This window comes from Elizabethkingia sp. YR214, from assembly GCF_003058195.1.
GTDB lineage: Bacteria > Bacteroidota > Bacteroidia > Flavobacteriales > Weeksellaceae > Elizabethkingia.
The window spans coordinates 89,462-109,377 of record NZ_QBUH01000005.1 but is presented as its reverse complement, the minus strand read 5'-3'; the positions used below and the strand labels follow the sequence as shown (position 1 = coordinate 109,377).

The 19,916-nt window shown below is 34.5% G+C and carries 18 protein-coding genes; all 18 read left to right on the top strand.

Annotation, left to right across the window (positions count from 1 at the left end):
* The first annotated feature begins 63 nt into the window (after positions 1 to 63).
* The 18 genes from C8J95_RS11220 to C8J95_RS11135 all read left to right on the top strand — a co-directional run bounded on the left by C8J95_RS11220 (position 64) and on the right by C8J95_RS11135 (position 19,885).
* Entirely contained in the window at positions 64 to 1,167 is a 1,104-nt protein-coding gene (locus C8J95_RS11220) for an agmatine/peptidylarginine deiminase (RefSeq protein ID WP_255412789.1), read from the top strand.
* Positions 1,168 to 1,240: 73 nt separating this feature from the next.
* Positions 1,241 to 1,960 (top strand): IND family subclass B1 metallo-beta-lactamase, encoded by a 720-nt coding sequence (gene blaIND / locus C8J95_RS11215; RefSeq protein ID WP_107808422.1) that lies wholly within the window; start codon positions 1,241 to 1,243, stop codon positions 1,958 to 1,960.
* 825 nt (positions 1,961 to 2,785) lie between these two features.
* Positions 2,786 to 3,589: an AraC family transcriptional regulator gene (locus C8J95_RS11210; RefSeq protein WP_255412788.1), complete on the top strand. Its 804-nt coding sequence runs from the start codon at positions 2,786 to 2,788 to the stop codon at positions 3,587 to 3,589.
* 102 nt (positions 3,590 to 3,691) lie between these two features.
* Positions 3,692 to 5,086, top strand: coding sequence for a serine hydrolase (locus C8J95_RS11205; protein ID WP_107808694.1), 1,395 nt, complete (start codon positions 3,692 to 3,694; stop codon positions 5,084 to 5,086).
* A 729-nt stretch (positions 5,087 to 5,815) separates the two neighbouring features.
* A complete protein-coding gene (locus tag C8J95_RS11200) occupies positions 5,816 to 6,487 on the top strand; it encodes a response regulator transcription factor (RefSeq protein ID WP_107808420.1) in 672 nt (223 codons plus the stop codon).
* A gap of 20 nt (positions 6,488 to 6,507) precedes the next feature.
* Positions 6,508 to 7,050, top strand: a complete 543-nt coding sequence (tssO, locus tag C8J95_RS11195) for a type VI secretion system TssO (RefSeq protein ID WP_107808419.1) — start codon at positions 6,508 to 6,510, stop codon at positions 7,048 to 7,050.
* A gap of 10 nt (positions 7,051 to 7,060) precedes the next feature.
* Positions 7,061 to 7,588 carry a type VI secretion system TssO gene (gene tssO, locus C8J95_RS11190; RefSeq protein ID WP_107808418.1) on the top strand — a complete coding sequence of 176 codons (528 nt, stop codon included), beginning with the start codon at positions 7,061 to 7,063 and terminating at the stop codon, positions 7,586 to 7,588.
* A gap of 16 nt (positions 7,589 to 7,604) precedes the next feature.
* Positions 7,605 to 8,519 (top strand): PKD domain-containing protein, encoded by a 915-nt coding sequence (locus tag C8J95_RS11185; protein WP_107808417.1) that lies wholly within the window; start codon positions 7,605 to 7,607, stop codon positions 8,517 to 8,519.
* Between the two features lie 25 nt (positions 8,520 to 8,544).
* The gene (gene tssR / locus C8J95_RS11180) at positions 8,545 to 10,911 is read left to right on the top strand and encodes a type VI secretion system protein TssR domain-containing protein (RefSeq protein WP_107808416.1); all 2,367 of its coding nucleotides are present in this window, start codon (positions 8,545 to 8,547) and stop codon (positions 10,909 to 10,911) included.
* Positions 10,912 to 11,033: 122 nt separating this feature from the next.
* Positions 11,034 to 11,441, top strand: a complete 408-nt coding sequence (gene tssD, locus C8J95_RS11175) for a type VI secretion system tube protein TssD (RefSeq protein WP_107808415.1) — start codon at positions 11,034 to 11,036, stop codon at positions 11,439 to 11,441.
* 54 nt (positions 11,442 to 11,495) lie between these two features.
* A complete protein-coding gene (locus C8J95_RS11170) occupies positions 11,496 to 12,374 on the top strand; it encodes a lytic transglycosylase domain-containing protein (protein ID WP_255412787.1) in 879 nt (292 codons plus the stop codon).
* A gap of 75 nt (positions 12,375 to 12,449) precedes the next feature.
* Positions 12,450 to 12,890 (top strand): GPW/gp25 family protein, encoded by a 441-nt coding sequence (locus C8J95_RS11165; RefSeq protein WP_107808413.1) that lies wholly within the window; start codon positions 12,450 to 12,452, stop codon positions 12,888 to 12,890.
* 21 nt (positions 12,891 to 12,911) lie between these two features.
* The gene (locus C8J95_RS11160; RefSeq protein WP_107808412.1) at positions 12,912 to 14,792 is read left to right on the top strand and encodes a type VI secretion system baseplate subunit TssF; all 1,881 of its coding nucleotides are present in this window, start codon (positions 12,912 to 12,914) and stop codon (positions 14,790 to 14,792) included.
* A 30-nt stretch (positions 14,793 to 14,822) separates the two neighbouring features.
* Positions 14,823 to 15,767 (top strand): hypothetical protein, encoded by a 945-nt coding sequence (locus tag C8J95_RS11155; RefSeq protein WP_107808411.1) that lies wholly within the window; start codon positions 14,823 to 14,825, stop codon positions 15,765 to 15,767.
* A 54-nt stretch (positions 15,768 to 15,821) separates the two neighbouring features.
* Positions 15,822 to 16,742 carry a TssN family type VI secretion system protein gene (locus tag C8J95_RS11150; RefSeq protein ID WP_045180166.1) on the top strand — a complete coding sequence of 307 codons (921 nt, stop codon included), beginning with the start codon at positions 15,822 to 15,824 and terminating at the stop codon, positions 16,740 to 16,742.
* A 9-nt stretch (positions 16,743 to 16,751) separates the two neighbouring features.
* A complete protein-coding gene (locus C8J95_RS11145) occupies positions 16,752 to 17,897 on the top strand; it encodes a hypothetical protein (RefSeq protein ID WP_107808410.1) in 1,146 nt (381 codons plus the stop codon).
* Positions 17,898 to 17,950: 53 nt separating this feature from the next.
* Positions 17,951 to 18,493: a type VI secretion system contractile sheath small subunit gene (locus tag C8J95_RS11140; RefSeq protein ID WP_052114693.1), complete on the top strand. Its 543-nt coding sequence runs from the start codon at positions 17,951 to 17,953 to the stop codon at positions 18,491 to 18,493.
* A gap of 27 nt (positions 18,494 to 18,520) precedes the next feature.
* On the top strand, positions 18,521 to 19,885 hold the full coding sequence (locus C8J95_RS11135) for a DUF5458 family protein (protein ID WP_107808409.1): 1,365 nt from the start codon (positions 18,521 to 18,523) through the stop codon (positions 19,883 to 19,885).
* The last annotated feature ends 31 nt before the right edge of the window (positions 19,886 to 19,916 follow it).

The following is a 19,916-nucleotide window of genomic DNA, read 5'->3' as shown; positions in this document are numbered from 1 at the left end:
GTGTTTTTTGCCCTTACTTTGTAAAGAAAATAAAACACAAAGATGCAACAAAAGCTATTCATTATGACTTTAATCAGCACGATCCTTTCTACCGATTCTTATGGACAGAAAGTGAAAAAAAACATCCCACAGGGAAATGATGAAATTCAGTACACTATGCCCGAAGAGTCGGCTCCCCACGAAGGTACATGGCTGCAATGGCCGCATCATTACCAATTCGGTATTAACTACCGAAATAGCCTGGATGATACCTGGGTAAAAATGACACAGGCCTTGGTCGATAGCGAGATAGTGCATATTATAGCCTACGATGAAACAGAAAAAAACAGGATTACAGTTTTGCTGCAAGCCGCAGGCGTGCCGCTAAAAAATGTGGATTTCAATATTTATCCAACAGATGATGTTTGGGTAAGGGACAATGGTCCCATTTATGTAAAGGATAAAAAAGGGGAGCTGGTAATAACAGACTGGGGATTTAATGGCTGGGGCAAAAAAGTGGCCTACAAAAACTGCAACCTTATTCCTTCTAAAATTGCAAAGCATCAAAACCTTTTAAGCATCAACCTGAACGAAGTGGTTGTAAACGAAGGTGGAGCTTTTGAAATTGATGGATCAGGAACTTTTTTGGCGACCAAAAGTGCCATCCTAAACAACAACAGAAACCCTGGGATGACACAGGCGCAGGCTGAAGCCATTTTTACCAGATACCTGGGCGTAAATAATTTTATTTGGCTAAACGGCACAGCAGGCTTAGAAATTACCGATATGCATATTGATGGGTTTGCCCGATTTGGCAACAAAAATACACTGGTAACGATGAGTGAGGACGATCTGCTGGAATGGCAAGTACCCGAGCAGGATATTGATATACTATATGAGGCCGACAATAAAAAAGGAGAACCTTATAAAATAGTTAAGCTGCCTTTAACCCAAAACGATGTAACAACTGCCTACGGTAAAAAGCTGGGTTATAAAGGCTCATACATCAATTATTATATTGCCAACAAGAAAGTATTGGTACCAAATTACAACGACCCTAATGATGTGGTTGCCAATAAAATGATACAAAAACTGTATCCTGGCAGAGTTGTAGTAGGGATTGATGTACGTAATTTATATGCCAACGGCGGGATGATCCATTGTGTAACCCAGCAGCAACCAAAATAAATTAGTTTGCTAAACCTACTATTTAGACATTATTTTTCTAATCATTACTAAAATTTTAATAATCTTAAAAATTATGAAAAAAAGCATTCAGTTTTTTATTGTTTCGATTCTCCTAAGTTCTTTTGCACATGCTCAGATAAGGGATTTTGTTATTGAACCTCCAATTAAACCTAATCTATATATCTACAAAACTTTTGGAGTATTTGGAGGTAAAGAGTATTCTACAAATGCAGTGTATCTCATTACAAAAAAGGGTGTCGTTTTATTTGATGTGCCTTGGCAGAAAACACAATATCAAAGCCTTATGGATACTATAAAAAAACGTCATAATCTACCTGTTATTGCTGTGTTTGCTACTCATTCACATGCTGACCGTGCAGGTGATTTGAGTTTTTACAATAAAAAAGGAATTAAAACCTATGCTACTCTGAAAACGAATGAACTGCTGAAGAAAGAAGGGAAGGCAACGTCAAGCGAAATCATAAAAATAGGTAAGCCTTATCGTATTGGTGGGGAAGAGTTTATTGTAGATTTTCTTGGAGAAGGACACACGGTAGATAATGTAGTCGTATGGTTTCCAAAATATAATATACTAGATGGTGGATGTCTTGTGAAAAGTAATGCTGCTGTTGATTTGGGATATACTGGTGAGGCAAATGTGAAACAATGGCCACAGACTATGGCAAAACTAAAAACTAGATATTCACAGGCTACATTAATTATTCCAGGTCATGACGAATGGAAAGGTGGCGGACATGTAGAGCATACTCTGGAGCTTCTGAACAAAAAATAAAATATTGAGTCATCCTAAAATAGGTTTTACTTAATTTTATTTCCAATATAGTAAACCTATTTTAGGATGACTAACCTTAGCTTATACTGATAAGTTATTTAGGAGAACAGCTAAGTGTTAAACCAGAGAACCAGAAAGAATATGGAAGGCTTGCAGAAATAAGATGAGAGTATCTTCTATCTATTCGGGGGCGATCGACGAAAAGTAAAATTTTGCACGTTAATGATAAAATATATAATCGATAGGTTAAATTATTATGAATTTATATCGAAATTAAAAAAGTATGTATGAATCGTTTGGTTTTTTATATTTGATAGTCTGAAGTTTATATTTATCATTACACAAAATAAGAATATCGTCCTCGTAACTTTTAATTCCAATAATCAATACTAAATTCTACAAATGTTTTTGTCTTAAATAAACATTCTAATCCGAATTTTTCATGAAAAATATCTTTGAAAAGAAGTACATTTGATTCCGCTTTAAAACAATATGGACAGGTACAATTTTCTATATCTCTTTTCTTCTATTGGGATTTTCATGATACTTTTACTTGCCCTGTTTTTGGTTACCGTAAAGACCAAACACAAACTTTCAAACTGTCTGCTGGCGTTCTTTCTTTTTACAAATGCAGTTGATGCCATCAAATTTTTGCAGCAAGGATTTCCGGTTAATTATATCAACTTCGAGGCATTTCGCTGGAGTTTTGTTTATTTGTTTTCGGCGACATTTTACCTTTATGTGTTGTCCATTTGTTATACCAATTTTCGGTTAAAAGGCAAGCATTTAATACATGTAATTCCGTTTCTTGCTTTCAATGCGTTTATGATGTGGGGAATTATTTTTGTTGATCGACCTGCAAAAATAAAATTTATAAACAGCATGAATGATATGCCGCTTATGCAATTTTTTTTCTTCCTTTTTGAAGCGTTATTTCAGGTTTATTTTATTGCATCATTTTTGGTGATTAGAAAGTCTAAAATAGTCTATCTCGAGAATTACACAAATCCCAATACTTCTGCACTCAACGCCCTTTATAAGATAACAATTCTCTATTACGTTTTGCATTTTATAGTTCTGATAAGATGGCTGGTAAGGTTTATTTTTGGTGTGGGCGAAATTCACTCATGGATTGTAACTCTTGATGGGTTTGCATTTTTGTTTTGTACGTGCTGGTATCTTTTTGTTGCTCTAAATAATCCCGAGTTTTTCAGAGGGGTAAATTCCGATCTTCAACCTATTGCAGCTACTACTTCAAAACAACAACCTAGTCTGTTGGAAAATGAAGAAAAAAATGAACAAATTGAATTCTTGAAAAAAATTATGGTGGAAAAAGAACCTTATTTGGATTCTTCGTTAACCATTCAAGATTTGGCGGAGCAAGTTAAAATGCCTGTGAAAGATTTATCGACTTTGATTAATTTGTATATAGACAAGCATTTTTTCGATTTCGTGAATGAATATAGAATTGAAAAAGCCATGCAAATGCTAAAAGATCCATCTCAAAAAGAGCTGACTGTTTTGGAAATTTTGTATCAGGTTGGTTTTAATTCCAAGTCTTCGTTTAATACTTCTTTTAAAAAGTATACAGGAAAAACACCAACAGATTACAGAAAACAAGCTTTGTAAAATCAAATTATTTGCTAAAAATGAGTTCGATTTTTTTTAATCGGTCGCGTCCTGAGTCTTTTTGAGGCATATTTGCAGAAAGTTTTTAAAAATATGATTACAATGAAAAAAATAATTTTCTTAATATCATTAAGTATTTTACTCACCAATTTTCTTTCAGCTCAAAAGCCGGTTGAACAAAAAACAGAAATCAATCAAATTAATGAGCTAATAACCAAATCATACGAAAGAGGTTTGTTCAACGGAAATGTTTTAGTCGCTAAAAAAGGAAAAATCATCTATCAAAAATCATTTGGTTTTGCCGATGAAACGAGAAAAACTATTTTAACGAAAAACGCCATTTTTAATTTTGGCTCTATTGTAAAGCAGTTTAATGCAGTTGCTATTATGATGTTGGTGGAACGTGGTCAGCTAAATCTTGATGACCCCATTTCGAAATATAATTTGGACTTGCCAAATTGGTCAAAAAAAGTGACGACCAGACATTTAATCAATTATGCCAGTGGAATTCCTCGAATTGAAAACAAAATGATCGTCCCAAAAAACGATGAAGAAGCTTGGAAGATTTTGAGGAAAACGGACACCCTCTTATTTGAGCCGGGAAAAGGCTATAGATACGATAATGGCAATGTGTTTTTGCAAAGAAGAATTATTGAAAAGATAACAGGAATGACTTTCCAAGATTTTGTTTCTGAAAATATTATCAAACCTTTGAAAATGACCAATTCCGTTTTCGATGCAAAATCGGGATACAAAAACCGAACATCTTGTTATGATATGGACAATGTGAGATGCCCGGAAATGGAATTTATCAGCGGTTGGCTTTGGTTAGATATCAATGATATGTACAAATGGATTGAAGCGATGAATCATAATCGTTTAATCTCTAGAAAGTCCCTTGAAACATTATTGAATAATCCTTATGCAAAAGAAGAAGGCGGATCGCTTGGTAGATTTTATGAAGAAGATGAATTACAGCGTCACAACGGTATTTCGTATAAATTTGAATCTATTCTATTAAATGATATGAAAAATGATGTCATTGTAATTCTGGCATCCAACAATCTCAATAAAGTTTGGAGTTTAGGGCATATAATCCGTGACATCATGTTGGAAAGGGCTTATGAAATTCCTAAAAAATCCGTTTACCAAGCTTTAAGAAAAGAAGCGCAAACCGATGTGAATAAAACGATTGAAAATTATTATCAACTGAAAAAAACGTTTGAAAAGGAATACAGTTTTGACAATCCAAGCGAGCTCAACACTTTGGGCTACGAATTACTAAGAGCGGGAAAAATTAACGAGTCGATAGAAATATTCAAACTGGCAATAAGTGAGTTTCCTAAAAATGCGAATCTATTCGATAGTTTAGGGGAAGCCTATTTTATAAATAAGCAATACGATTTAGCATTAGAGAGTTATAAAAAAGCAGTAAGTCTTGGTGGAAGCAACGGTAATGCAGAAAAAATGATTGATAAGATAAAGAGCTTACTCTAGAATTGGCTTTTATTGAAAAAGTATAAGTTCTGCCCGGATCAAAAATGCTTACAAATAGCTGTAAGCATTTTTTGTTTGTATTAGGTGTATATATTCTAATGATAAAACTAAGGAACCAATAATCTTTTAGGAAATTTTTTGACATTTTATAAAAGAATCTAGCTTACTCTTTTAATCTTCCAATACTTATATTTTAAACAATTTAAATATGTAATGAAACATATACTTTTGTCTTTAATGTGTATATGATTATATTTTTATTTCATTATGATTATATATTTAAAAATATTCTTTTTTGATAATGATAAGGGCTTTTTGCTGTCGATTTCATTATTTTTTTTCTTTTGTGATCAAAAACATCAGTTAAGTCACAAAAATGGGGAAATTTACTCCTTTTGAACAAAATTTGGCGTTTTATTGCCATTCTCCTGAATACGTCCTAGTCATGGGAATTTACAGCTGATATCTTATTTTGAAGTCAAAATTTAAATTTTCAATCAATTGTAAATTATTATTCGTCGAATAGTAGTTTGAAGAAAAATAGATTAAAACTTGATTTAACATATACTTTATTGTAAATCAAGAATTAGTGAGTTTTAATGTTATAAGCTCAGAGTTAAAAACTTATGTTCTCGATAGGTTTAAACTATTGTTAACATAGGATTTTTAATTTTTATTTCCTGATTTATAAAAGTTTTTATACTTTAGTCGCTACACCAAACACGATACATGGAAAATAACTCTAACAGCGTTATTCGATTCTCTATTGCTGATAGTGACTTTTACTTCAAGCAGTTTTTATTAAAAATGCTCTTGGAGAACCCTTTTTATAGAGTTGTTAATGACTGTAATAACGGTCACGAACTTATCTCTAGGCTCTATCGCAAACAAGAAGATGTTTTTTTAATTAATTTATACATGCCCATTCTAAGTGGGCTGGAAGCTATAAAATTTATTCGACAAACGAATAAAACTACTCCTATTATCACGTACTCGGCAACTTATCAGAATGATATGGATGCTATAGTATCCGAAATTCCCAATACCTACTACTGTCAGAAGAACAGCATAGTGATAAGAGATATACTCAGAAATAGTATTTTATCCAAAAAAGTAGATTTCGACGATTATCGCCAGGAATGGTCCCAACAAATGCTGGAGGTTCAGGATTATATGGAACGCCAAAAGAAAAGCCAGCAGGATCTGTCTCTGTCCGAAATACAGATGATTAAGCTTTGTTATGAAGGTTATAGTAATAAGGATATTGGTGAGAGAATGAATCTTAGTACAAGAACTGTTGATACCTATATCAAGCGATTGACTGAAAAGCTTGGGCTAAAAAGTAAGTTGGATCTTGTACGTTTCTGTGTAGAGAGTGGCTATTATAATACCAGTATTTAATTAATTAATAAAACAAACAAATGATTTCTTCAGGCCAGGAAAAGCTAAACAGAAAGGATGTAAACAAGGGAATATGGAAGTTCATTTTCTCTTTTCTCTTCCTTTCGGGATTCTCATTCCTTTCAGTTTTTTTATTTTTTAAAAGCAGTGAGTACCAAAAAAGTAATATTCAGAAAGAGGTAGAGAACTACAAAAATATACTGAATAAAAACGAGTTGTTACAATCCAAGATGGAGGGCATTTATTCCAAAATGACGATGATAGCTAATGACAAAGTTCAAAATGACGAATTTTTGAGAGACAACATTGTAGAAGATATTCATGATTGTAAAAATATCATGGGGAAGGACAGTATAAAAGAATTTAAGCAGTATGCTTCTTTATTGAAGAATATCAATGAGATGGTCTCGCTTAAAGATAAACTGATTTCTGCTTCATTAGAAGAAAGAGCAGCGCTTAATAATCTGCAAGAATGCCAGGGACGATTAAATATTGTTACCAGCAAGATATTAAATGACGCGCCAAAAGTAGGGCCAAGAAGAAGACCAAGATCAATAAGATAATATAGAAAAAATGCAGTTCCAGGTTACTTTATCCAAGAAAGAAAAGAGGTATTACTTTGTATATCTCTTTGGGATGCTATTATTAGCAGTTATTTTTTTAGGTATTATTTTCTTAAATAAACTAGAATCCCCTTTCACTCACTCCGATGCGCTGGCTATAAAGACATTGCAGGAAAAATCTGTTTTCAACAACCGCCAGCAGGCAATACAGCCTACAATAGACAGCACATTTATTAAGTTGAAAAAATTGTCAAGCGAAAATCAGCAGCCTGTTGAAGAAAATGAGCTGAAATATGAAATTAATGATATCAAAAATGCATTTTCGGATATTTCCTCTGTTGATGCAAGAAAAGATAATTATGCTCAGATTGCAAAATTTTATAAGATGTACTACGATGATAAAAAGATCATTGTAAAAAAGAACGAGAATGTGAAAACATTCACCAAGCAGTATGAAGAATGCACAATAGGAATGAAGGACATGCAACAACATATAAATCAGAGAAAAAATGCCCAAATCATAAGTAACAGAAACTAGAAACAAATATTGAAAAATGAACTACTTTCAAAAAAATAAAAAGAATATAATTATTGCTGTTATTTCTACCTTACTGGTTGCATCATTAATTGCAATCTGGTTACAAAGAAAATCAGTGAATAATTCGGAAAATATTGTAGCTGCTGTATTTCCCGCAAATCTAAGTTTAGGAGACTCACTTAGATTTGAAGATAAAACACTAAACGCTAAAACCAAGCAATGGGATTTTGGCGATGGTAAAGTTTCAGAGAAAAATAAGGGAATCCATATGTATACTAAGCCTGGTTTTTATGAGGTGAAGCTTACAATAGATAACAAGTACACAAAGACATTCCCAATCTTGGTTTCATCGGTTGTGCGTCCGGTTTTAGCTCTGGAGGAAAGCAGAATCGATGCACAAACTCAGGCCCTACAACTGGAAAACGTGGTCTTTAGAGCAGTAGCGCCAAATGCCAAAACGTTTTCATGGAGATTTGGAGAATCAGGGAATATAGATTCAAAAGATAAAATGGCGATTTACTCTTATAAAAAGCCAGGTAACTATACTGTTACATTACTCACGGATGATAATCCGCAGCCTATTGTCCATCAGATAAGAATATTACCTGCTTATAATCCGAATGAGCAGCTGGAACAGGATCTATCTTCAATTGATGACACATACAGCGACATTGATGATGATATCAAAAGAACACTGCAGCAAATTGCTGATGGTAATAACTTCAATAGCAATTATAATTATCTGTTAAGGACTTATTTCTGTAACAATGACAATACTGTAATGATTGTAAATAATGGAAAACCTAAGAATTACTATTATTATACAACAGGCTTGCAGTTTGACAAAAATAATACAATCCAGGAGGTAAAATCAACGTTTGATAATAATCAGAAATGTATTATTAAACTGGAAGTGACACAGAGTAAATAGTTTTTGAAAAATTAAAAGACGAGTAATGAAAAACACCAAATCTACACTATACATTTTAGGATCTGCTTTACTGGTTACAGGATGTCAGGTCAGAGTACCTTCAGTAAAAACACCCGCACCGGATTATTATGGAGGTATTGAACAGAATATGGTAATTAATGGATATCCTAAAGAGCCTCTGCCATGGATTACTTTCTCTGACAGGTCGAAGAATACCGCTTTTTTAAAGAAAGAAAAGAATGAATCTCCTAAGGAAATCAAATTCCTGGAGCCTCTTATGGTAGTAGACTACAATAAATCAAGTAAATTAGTGAAAGTAGCTGAGTATAACGCAGATGCTCTGATGAAGAAACTTCCTGCAAAATCTGTAAAATCTTACGGATGGATATCAGAGGATAATTTATTATTATGGAATAGCGCTTTAAGAGACCGTACATCCGGATTTATTATGAAGGCAGCTATTGTACCGGTTAATACAGATGTGGTTAAAAATACAGGAACTTATATTAAAAATGATTCTGCCGTAGTTTATTCTTCACCTAATCTTTCGGATCCGGTAAAGAAAAAGATTCCTGTTGGAGAGTTGGTTTATGTGTATAAAAAAGCAGCTGATAACAAAGGTTATCTGGTTGGGAAATCTCCGAAAATCAACATGGATAGTATTGATAAAGATATCTATGGTTGGGTAAGTGCCAATATGATTTCTACATGGGGAGAGCGCTCGGCGATAAGATTAGACAGGAAGGCTGATTATAGCAAATTCCCACTTTTTGGTATCTATAGTGCACTTCCGGAGTATACAGACGAGAAGCCTATAGTACCTATTGCGGATGCCGCTAACAGGAGTGAAATAGAAAATGTATTCCCAACTTCTACAACACTGAATAAGAATACAACGAAGTATTTTACCAATGCATTCGACTACAGCCAAAATTATATTTTCAATGTATTAGGTGAAAAACTTCCATTCAAAAGGTATAAAGAAATTACCAAAAGAAATAAAAATCTAAATATTGTATTTGCTATCGATATCAGTGCCGAGAACAGAGCTTATGCACCAATTGCGAAGTCTGTGATTCAGGATATCCAGCTTAAGATGCAGAAGCTGTCTTATTACAAGGATGTAAAATACAGCGCTGTTTTGTATAAAAATAATACCTGCGGACCTAATGTTATCGCATCTGTACTTTCCAGCGATTACAATGGTATTTTTAAATACATAGATGATAAAACAATGGAAATGCGTTGTGAAGGAATAGGTGGGCAGCCTGTAAATGAGGCGCTTAGTACAGCCGGACAATTGCTTAGCACAGTTCCGGATGAAACCAATTTAATTGTTTTAATTGGCTCTACAGCATCTTCCGGGATGAATACATCGAGTGCTGTTAGATTTATTTCGAAAGCGAAAGCGAAAGTAATTGCCTATCAAACGCAGTCCAGATCTTCTGATGCTTATAATGATTTTGTATTACTGGCGCAAAATATTGTAACCACTACAGCACAGAATATTACAGAACTCAACAAAGAGAAAGTAGCAGATCAGAGCCTGATTCTCAATAAAAATAACTTCAATTTCATTGAAGGAGATTTAGGTATTTATTCCTTAGACTATCCTAAGAATAGTATGACACAAGGATTTGTAATCTATCCTAAGAAAAGAGAAGACAATAGCAATTCACTTCTTATTAAGGCAATGGATACCTTGGTAACACAGGTTACAGATGAAAACAAAATCACAGATAGATCTTTAACAGCCTATTTTAAATCTGCTGTAGGATCTGGTAAAACGACTGTTGACGGGAGATATGCATTTATGTTTCCAGATGTTTCCAACCCACTTCCTGCTTCGTTTGCTTCGCAGTTGGTTACTTATGATTACCCGACAGTTGCTTCGGGATACCTTCCTGTTGATATGAGAAAAAATAATCCGGGAATAGAGAAGGGAATATTGGTTTCAGAACAGGAGTATGACCAGCTTAAAAATTTCTATGATCAGATATACAAACAGACAAATCCTGATAGTAAAGATTTTAATCAGAAAAGAGCAATATCCCGCTATGTAAAATTACTAAAGGAGAACAATCCTACTCTGGATGAATTTGATACAAATAAAATCTACAGCCAGCCTATGAGAGTAGCGGTCGCTAAAAGTACGGGTATGGATAATTCTGATGAGGTGATGATGTCTGAGATTAATCTGGAGCGTTGGAAAGATAAAAAAGTAATAGGCAGAGAAACAGTACAGACCTATTTCAAAAATTATAAAATACTGTCCAATAGATTGTTGGAGAATAAGAATAATCCAAAGTATAAGGTGATTCAGAATGGTACAACGTTCTACTGGCTGAACGAATATTTCATGCCTTTTGTTACGGACAGAACAAAACCTTAATGAATTAGGCAGTAGTAGAATTACTACAATTTGTAAATTTTCCCTAAAGGGGCAATTTACTCTGATGACAGAATATTATTTTTGATAATAACGAAAAATTTTCTTTTAAAAGTATTGAATTTATGGCAGTGAATAATTCCAGAGGTGTACTCAAGTTTAATGGAGGAGAAGCACAGAAAGTATTGAAACTAAACTATAGCGTACAACGCTCTACGGATGTATCCGGAAGAGTTGCATCAGATGCTTCTAATGCGTTGGTTAAGATTACAATTGAAGCAGGGGAAAACGCTCATGTTCTGGAAAGTCTACTGAACAATAAGTATAAGCCTACAACTGGTGAGGTTACATTTAATAAAGCCCACGAAGAGGGTACGCTTATTAAACTTAACTGGGAGAACGGTTATGTAATCCAGCATGAAGTAGACTTTAATGCAATCAATGACAACAATATGCATATTACTTTCGTTATCAGTGCCGAAAAGATCAATTACGGCGGATCTTCTTATGATGGTATATGGCCCGGAAATTAAGTACAACACCAGACCGTTGAGATAAAAAGTTTCAACGGTTATATTTTACAAGATATGAACTTAAACTTTTGCAAATTATTAGCTTGCGTAGCTTTACTTATGTTTTCTGGCAGAAATGTCACGGCACAGGTTTTAACGGTTACTGATACATCCGATGCTCATGCAATGAGGATAAAGAGTACAATAAATGCTAACAGAGAAATTGTTGACTTTATAGAGCACAGCCTTGCTCAGAGAAAGTTGCCTAAGCATTTAAGAAATCTTCCTCTTTTGGAATCGGGATTCGACAGAACAAGAGTTTCTTCTACAGGTGCTGTAGGGATATGGCAAATTATGCCGGCTCATGCGAACTATTATGGATTACGTGAAAGTGATCGTTCAGATATTTATAAAAGCACCCAGGTTGCTTTAAATTCTCTGTCCAATCTTCACCGTAAATATAAAGACTGGATTAGTGTTTTAGCGGCTTATAGCTGTGGTGAAGCCAATGTAGCAAAAGCAATGGATAAGGCAGGATCAAAAAATTATGAGGATTATTACATCTATCTGCCGGATGAAACCACAAATGCGATCAGAAAATATATCAACGCTTGTTATGTAACAGGAGAGCTGGATCAGTTATTACCCGGAGGTTCTGCTAATGCTACTAAACTTAAAGCGAAAGTAGCCGATAATAACCCGGAAGTACAAAACAATGCAGAGGAGCAGCCTGTTGATCCGTCACTTTTAAAAACAACGATCAATTCAGGTTATGATCTGGGGACTATTTCACAATTTTTGGGTATTAAGCAGGAAGATCTTCTTTACTGGAATCCTAATATTGAAAAGAATTTAAACGAAAAACAAGAGGTTAATTTTTATCTTCCTGCAGAACAAATGGGAAGATTTGAGGCTAATAGAAATAAAATTCTAAGGCTCTCTTTAACGAAGTAAAAAAAAGATTTTATTTATAGCAAAACTCGATTAAATGTTATAATTTAATGGAGTTTTATGTTTATTAGAATAGCAATGGAAGGCATTAATTACAGATTCCCCTTTAATCCCTCTGCTTTGATGACAGAGAATGGCAGTATTGAAACTTGTGATATAGCAGAAAGTATAGCACAAAATATTATGCTGTTAATTATTACCAAAAAAGGAGAAAACCGGTATGATGAAAACTATGGTAACGATGTATGGAATGTAGAATTTGATAATGGTATTTCTTCGGCGGTTTGGGAAAACGTGTTTATCAATAGCCTCAAAAGGCAAATATTGGACTATGAACACAGGCTGGTGAATCCTCAGATTAAAGCACACATTATTTTTGTAGAGCATAATTATGATACCCGAAACTTTACAGAGATAAAGAAAAAGGTCAAAATTGCTATTAATGCGAAACTGGAGGCTACAGGAGAACAGTTCAATTTTGCTACTGAATTATTTTTAAGTCCGATGTCAATCGATTAAAAACTTACACACCACACACAAATGCACCTAGACCAAAATATTTATTCTAAAGAAACAATCAAAGCCCGGATGTTGCAGAATGCAACAAAATTGTGGGGTGTAAAAAGTATCCAGTCTCTGGATCCTTTTGTAAAATTATTGATAGATGCTTTCAGTACAGAAGTGTTCAAAGCCAATAATGAAATTCAGAATGTAAATAGCAGACTTCTGGAAAGGCTGGCAAGAATGCTTACACCCACTAAGTATACGCATCCCGTACCAGCTCATGCAATCGCATTCTATACGCCGGAAGAGGATGTAGAATATGTAATGGATTATACTGAGTTTTTCTTTAAGAAAAGCATCAATTCATTTAGCAAAACACAGTCTGATAAACAGGTAGATGTACCTTTTACCCCTGTAGATAATATCAGAACGATAAAGGCTCAGGTAGGTGCTATGATTGTAGGAAATACCTGTTATGCATTCGATGAGAATCTTAACAGAACGCCTATATGCAGAATAAATAATCGTATTGAAGATTATAGAAAAATAAGCATCGGAATCAACGTTTCCAAATATAGTGCAGGCAGACTTCCTGAGAAGTTGAATCTGTTCTGTGCAAATACAGCCTTTGAGCATATTGACTATGTATACAGGCTTTTGCCACATATAAAAGTAACCAGCAATAGTAAAGTACTTAGTATTAATCCAGGGTTAAGCTATACTGATCAACGAAAATATGAGGGCTTTGAAGAAGTTTTCAAAGAACAGTCTATCCGCTACAAGGTGACGGAGGATATTAAAAAAATATACAATTCAAAGTTTATTGAAGTTGAGGGTATTCATGATGATTTAAAACTTCAACCAGGTTATTTTCCATTTGAATTAGGCTACCTTAAAGGCCAGGCCCCGGCGCTGGATCAGCTTATTAATGACAATAGTTTTCTTTGGCTGACTTTTGAATTCCCACCACAATTTACAGATCAAATTCTGGATAATTTCTCTTTTGCACTCAATGCTTTTCCTGTTTATAACAGAGGGTGGAAAAAAACAGAATACATTCTCGATATTATGGGAAACAATATCCCTCTGGAAACAGGAGTAGGCGAGTACTTTCTCTATGTGGAAGAAGTGGTAGACGGAGAAGGGAAGAAATATGAAGAAATCCCTTTTACCCCCAACGATCATCTTAGCAAAGGTCTTTATACCGTAAGAAAAGGTGGTATGGAAAGGTTTAGTAACCGCAATGCAGTAGATTTAATGGTGAATGTACTGGAGCTTACGCGTGATGAGGTTGCTGCATTCTCTGTTTTCAACAGAGACAAGCTTAGAGATCTTTTAGGGGAAATGTCGGATAAGATGAAGGGCATGATTAAAAAAGTTGAGAATGCTGATAAGGATCTTGTGGAAGATGTTAACTATGTAATTATAGAACCGATTGAATCTTCGGTGCATACATATGCTGCATTCTGGATTACTCATTGTGCTCTGGCTAATCACATCAGACCTGGTACCACTCTCAATTCCCAACAAAAAGCAAAAAGCATTACATTCTTAACAGAGAGTACCGGTGGAGAACTGGAACAAAAAGGATCGGATAGTATTCAGGCTTATCGTTATGCGCTGATGACAAGAGATAAAATCGTATCGGTAGAAGATATAAAAGCTTATTGCCAGATGGTTATGAAAGATGAGCTTAAATCTATAAAAGTTAGCCGTGGAACCATTATAAGTGACAAACCAAAAGAAGGATTTGTAAAGACTATTGATGTTAATATCGTTGCCCAGAATTATGCCTTTTACGGTAAAAGTTATTGGGACAATCAGGCAACAGTTTTAATGAATAATATTAAGGTAAGAGCGATAGACGGCGTTATTTATCGTGTAAAAATAGAGGAAGGCTCTGCGGTAGAAATTTAAAATATAAACTGACTTAAAACCAGGTGATATATGCTAAATGGTGAAGGCTCATTTACGGACAGAAAATACAACCAGCTACAAACAGATTTCAGGGTAGAAGCTGTTGCGGCAAATATTCTCAAATATTACGATGCAGAAGCTGATATTTACATTAAACGTATAGGGCTTAATGACAGAGCCTATTTAAAAGATATTAAAGGCATTACGACTTCTTCCTATGATCTGGATGAAGAAAATATAATTATAGAAACCTACAGGGAAGGAATATACGATTACTTGCCAGAGGGTATTTTTCATCCGCCTTCATTGGGAGCATCCAGTACGAATATAGATAGTGTTGTACGGGAAATAAGAAAGCAAAAAGCAATTGAAGATGATGCCCGGAAATTCTTTCAGCCTTTTGAATTAGAGTTCTTTTACACCCATGTAAGCGCATTGCTTAAAGAGTCAGAATTTGATGCAGAAAACAAAACTAATGCGCTTTTAGAATTTGCTTGTGAACTATGGCCTGTACTAAGAAAAATAGATCTGAAGTCCGCTAAAATACTTGTGCATATTCTGCCGTTTATTCATGAAGTAAGAGGGAATAAAAACTGGATTGAGAAATTTTTAAGTGCATTTTTGAATGTTCCTGTCAATATTAGTTTTTTGCCCAATATTGTAGAAGAACAGGACGATAAAGAAGGTGTAACAGCACTAGGCAATGCCCGTTTGGGAGTTACGTTTATTCCTACCGGGAAGCATATGGACGGAGACCGCAATTGGATGATTAATATAGGGACGATTCCCTATGATGAAATATATCGGTATATTCCGGGAAGTTCCTTTAGAGAACTGTTAAGAGAATTATATGATTTTTTTACTCCGGTTTCGGTAAAAATATTTGAAAATTTCATTACAGAAAAAAAGGATGAGTCGTTTGTTTTAAGTGTTGATAATGAATTGAATAGACTTGGTTATTCAACCTTTTTATAGCTCAGATAAAAGTGTTACATTTACTATGTATATAAAAGAAAATTATTGTTTATTATGGAGTTAACCTCTATCAAAGGTGTTTTTTTAAGGTATATTTTGATGCCGCTGTTTGCTGTTATTATGATGTTTATAATGGGCATTATAAGAAAGAATACTCCTGCAATTAAACTAAAACATATTATTGTTTATGTACTGCTGGGCGGGCTTATTCTGGCAATTCCCGGTTTTTTCGGATTTACCGGCAATCTTTTTAATCCTTATTGGTATTTAGGTGCTCAGGTTGTATTTCTGGGACTGGGTATTTTGCATGTTAATTTATTACATCATTATTTCAGGAAACATTTTACTTCTACAACGAGAAGTATAATTTTCGACTGTGTTCTCAGTATTACCTGTATAGCCTTTGGAGGTTATCTTTTTGTATTAATTTTTAAATGGATTAGTACAGGACTTGGAAATCCGTTTATGGCAGCAACAAGTATGGTCTCTTTTGTTATTCCGTTACTTTTCTATTACTGCTATATTTCCTTTATCAGTATTCCATTTGACATCTATAAGACGTGGAGATATAATCCGGATGAAAAGCCTTTCAATTTTCAGGGTGTGGACTTTGATAAGCTAATGGTGCTAAACGTAGAGCTGAGTAAGAATTTGGAAGATCAACAACGTTTCAGAATAAAAGCTAAAACACTACCTACAGGTATTACTTATGGAGAATGGTTCTTTAGGGTAGTGGATGATTATAACCACAAAAATCCTAATTCCAAAATCCAACTAACGGATTATAATAACAATTCCTATTACTGGATTTTCTATATCAAGAAATCTTTCTTCAGCTCGAGAAAATATATTGATTTTGAAAAAGATATTTCTTCGAATAAGATATCCGAAAACCAGGTCGTTATATGTAAAAGAGTAATACAACACCAGGAAGAAGGCGAAAAGGAAAAATTAGTAATAAGTGAAGCTAAATAACAGCACCAAATGATACAACCAGTTAAACACAATGCCATCAATTGGGTGGATGGGATGAAGGTTTCCCAAATGCACCTTAATGAGCAGGACAATTTTATCATAGATAGTATAAGGGATTCTAATTCCTTACAGATTAATAATTTCAATTATGGACTATTGCCTATGGCAGGGCAATTTTCCGAGAAAACCGTTTTCGAAATTTATAGCACAGCAACCAACGATGCCCAGCTGGTTATTAAAAATTGTAATGCAATAACTCTGGCCGGTTACAGAATTGAAATAAAGGATTTCAATATGAATATCAGAAGCCTGGCCAAAAACCTTAGCGCTACTGAAGATAGTATTGATGGTGATTACTATATTCTGATTTCTGTAAATCCATTTAACAAAGTTCCTTTTGGTGAAATCGATCCTGAGGAAATACCGCCGCGTCACCCTTATTCGATGCCTAACTATAATATAGAAATGGTAGACGTAGCAGCGCTGAATAATAATCTGGCCGGTGGAAATTACATCGTGCTTGGAAAAGTTAATTTCAGAGCTAATTTTGCTCAAATCGACAGCAGTTTTATTCCACCATCTACCTCGCTTCAGAGTCATCAGAGATTGGTAGATTATTATCAGAGTTATGTAAGATCGGTATCCAATCTTCAGCAGTATGCATTTAAGATTATTCAGAAATCTTCACACAAAGATCAGAATACGTCATTAGCCAATAATGTAAGAGCACTTTGTACAAAACTTATTAATGCTTTGGCAGATAATTACTTCAGCTTTAAAAACCTAGTACCGGAGCAGCCTCCGATTTATCTTATTGATGTTTTCTCGAAAACAGCTTTGCATTTATACAATGCTACACAGATGATTCCGAATGCTGAACTAGAAGAAATGCTGAATTATAGTCTGGAGTGGAGTGAGATTGCACCGCATACTTTCCTGGGTCAGATTACTACAGTGTCCGAGATCAACTATGATCATTACAACTGTGGGGAATACCTAAGGAATATTCAATCGCTTTTAAACTGTCTGGAAACTGTTTTCGGAAAGCTAAGCGAGCTGGATTATATAGGACAGAGAAAAGAAAATATTATTGTAACCGAACAAGAAATAAAATCCAATACCGATCCTAAAACAGGATGGAGTGTACTGGATTAAAATAATAAATAGGGGATTACGTTCTTCCGTTTTAGAAAAACTTTTAATAAAACATGTCTAATTTTTTTTCTAACTTTAAGAAGTTGTTCAGTAATCTCTTTGAAAAACAAGATGATAAGATAACAATTAAAAATAAAAAAACATCAAATATGGCAATGTATAATTACGGTGTCGGCGGAAATGAGATTAAAGTAGATGCCAATGAAGCAATTCAAGAAATACAGGAAAACAGATCCCTGTTAGTGAGTCAATTAACTTCAGATGAATCTATGGTTCCTGAGGTTGTAAGAGGATTAAAAACAATAGAGGATATTTTCAGACATTTTCAGCCTTCTGTTTCTGTGCAGCACGAAAAAGAAGACGGATCATTTGTTGATGAAGAATTTCGTTTTCAGACTTTAGGAGATTTTACCCCTAAAAGCTTAACCCAGAATTCTCAGTACCTACAACAACTTAGTATTGAACAAGAGCAGTATAACAAGATCCTGCGTCAGCTGAAGAATAATAAAATTCTTCGCAATATGCTGGAAAATGAGCAGACAAAAGCAGCTTTTGTAGAAGTTTTAAAAGAAGTAGCAAAAGAACTTGAAAAATAGTTTTTCATCAAATCAAATAACATAATTATGGAAAATAAACCACAAGCGGCACCACAGCAGGAAAGTCAACAGCAGCAACAGCAACATTCCGGAGCAAAGAGTAACCCGCTAAACGAATTGAATAAAGTAGGCGGATTTGGATTTGTAGAAACCGTTATTGATGGCATTGCTAATATGAACCCTACAAGAAAGGCAAGAAAAGAGATCTTCTTAAATGATGAAAATAAAGACAAAGAAAGAAAGGATTTATTACAAAAAATCAATCTTTGGGTGAGTCTTTTAGAAGGTGAATCTTCGGCTGAAAAAATGGCTGAATCTGCTAAAAATAAAGCAAATACTGCCGAGCATAATCTAAAGCATAATCTGAAAAATGCTTTAGATTCTGTAAGAGACCTTGAAACCTCTTACCGTACCGTAGCACAATTTTATAAAAATACAGAGCTGGATAAAGTAGATAATGTAAGCATTGTAAATGCTTCATTAGATCAGATGAAGGATCTGGATAATCCATTATTTATAGATGCTATTGCAGATGAGTTTAAACAAAACTATGATAGATTAGACCTAAGAGATAACTATTCTATTCTGGCAGTTCCGGGATATCTGGGATCAAACAAAGTAGTTGAAAAATGGGCGAAAATCTGTAATGATAATAAAGTTATGATGGTTACAGACTTTGCCAATTTAGATAAACCAGATGATGTGGTGGACCTTTTCCATTCGGCTAACCTTACCGGTGGAGAGCTTCACAGAAGTAATGTTATTATGACATGTAACTGGCTTGTCGGCAGAGGAAAAGCTGAAGAAGTAGGAGAAGAAGAAAACGTAGATCTTCCACCATCCACTTCCCTGGCAGGTAAAATCCACAGAACACTAATGTCTCAGGTAGCTGCAGGTAAAAAACATGGTAATATCAATGAGGTAGACGCTGTTAAATTCGATTTAAAGAAAAGCGAGATCTCTCAGTTAGAAAAAATGGGATTGGTTCCTATGGTGAACGAGTATGGAAAGATTATGGCTTTCTCTGCTAAGACATTGTTTACAGGAGATAATATCGGACTTCAGACGTATTCGGTTGTAAGAGTATTTGACTATGTAACGAAAGTACTTTTAGACTTCTTAAACAGAAGAGCTTTTGAAAACTGGACGCCAAGAAATGAAGATGATCTTCGTAAGCAGATTGTTTCTTTCTTAGATGGTATTAAAGGAGCAGATAAACTTATCGAAAACTTTAAAATTGTAAGATTCGAGCAGGATAAAGTAAATAAAGACCGTGTGTGGTTGGATATTCGCTTAACACCTTATTTCCCGACTAAGAGCTTTGTGATTAAGCTGGATGGTCATAAAGGAGATGATGGTAATGAGTGGGATGCTCAATATACGCAGGAATAAATAGCTGAAAAATTATAATATTGAAGAGGGA

Excerpts from the sequence above, each read along its gene's own strand:
- C8J95_RS11210 (WP_255412788.1), top strand. The coding sequence starts at position 2,786 with ATGATGTGGGGAATTATTTTTGTTGATCGACCTGCAAAAATAAAATTT.
- C8J95_RS11200 (WP_107808420.1), top strand. The coding sequence starts at position 5,816 with ATGGAAAATAACTCTAACAGCGTTATTCGATTCTCTATTGCTGATAGT.
- C8J95_RS11170 (WP_255412787.1), top strand. The coding sequence starts at position 11,496 with ATGAACTTAAACTTTTGCAAATTATTAGCTTGCGTAGCTTTACTTATG.
- tssD (WP_107808415.1), top strand. The coding sequence starts at position 11,034 with ATGGCAGTGAATAATTCCAGAGGTGTACTCAAGTTTAATGGAGGAGAA.
- tssR (WP_107808416.1), top strand. The coding sequence starts at position 8,545 with ATGAAAAACACCAAATCTACACTATACATTTTAGGATCTGCTTTACTG.
- blaIND (WP_107808422.1), top strand. The coding sequence starts at position 1,241 with ATGAAAAAAAGCATTCAGTTTTTTATTGTTTCGATTCTCCTAAGTTCT.
- C8J95_RS11140 (WP_052114693.1), top strand. The coding sequence starts at position 17,951 with ATGTCTAATTTTTTTTCTAACTTTAAGAAGTTGTTCAGTAATCTCTTT.
- C8J95_RS11205 (WP_107808694.1), top strand. The coding sequence starts at position 3,692 with ATGAAAAAAATAATTTTCTTAATATCATTAAGTATTTTACTCACCAAT.
- C8J95_RS11155 (WP_107808411.1), top strand. The coding sequence starts at position 14,823 with ATGCTAAATGGTGAAGGCTCATTTACGGACAGAAAATACAACCAGCTA.
- C8J95_RS11145 (WP_107808410.1), top strand. The coding sequence starts at position 16,752 with ATGATACAACCAGTTAAACACAATGCCATCAATTGGGTGGATGGGATG.
- C8J95_RS11185 (WP_107808417.1), top strand. The coding sequence starts at position 7,605 with ATGAACTACTTTCAAAAAAATAAAAAGAATATAATTATTGCTGTTATT.
- tssO (WP_107808419.1), top strand. The coding sequence starts at position 6,508 with ATGATTTCTTCAGGCCAGGAAAAGCTAAACAGAAAGGATGTAAACAAG.
- C8J95_RS11150 (WP_045180166.1), top strand. The coding sequence starts at position 15,822 with ATGGAGTTAACCTCTATCAAAGGTGTTTTTTTAAGGTATATTTTGATG.
- C8J95_RS11165 (WP_107808413.1), top strand. The coding sequence starts at position 12,450 with ATGGAAGGCATTAATTACAGATTCCCCTTTAATCCCTCTGCTTTGATG.
- C8J95_RS11220 (WP_255412789.1), top strand. The coding sequence starts at position 64 with ATGACTTTAATCAGCACGATCCTTTCTACCGATTCTTATGGACAGAAA.
- tssO (WP_107808418.1), top strand. The coding sequence starts at position 7,061 with ATGCAGTTCCAGGTTACTTTATCCAAGAAAGAAAAGAGGTATTACTTT.
- C8J95_RS11135 (WP_107808409.1), top strand. The coding sequence starts at position 18,521 with ATGGAAAATAAACCACAAGCGGCACCACAGCAGGAAAGTCAACAGCAG.
- C8J95_RS11160 (WP_107808412.1), top strand. The coding sequence starts at position 12,912 with ATGCACCTAGACCAAAATATTTATTCTAAAGAAACAATCAAAGCCCGG.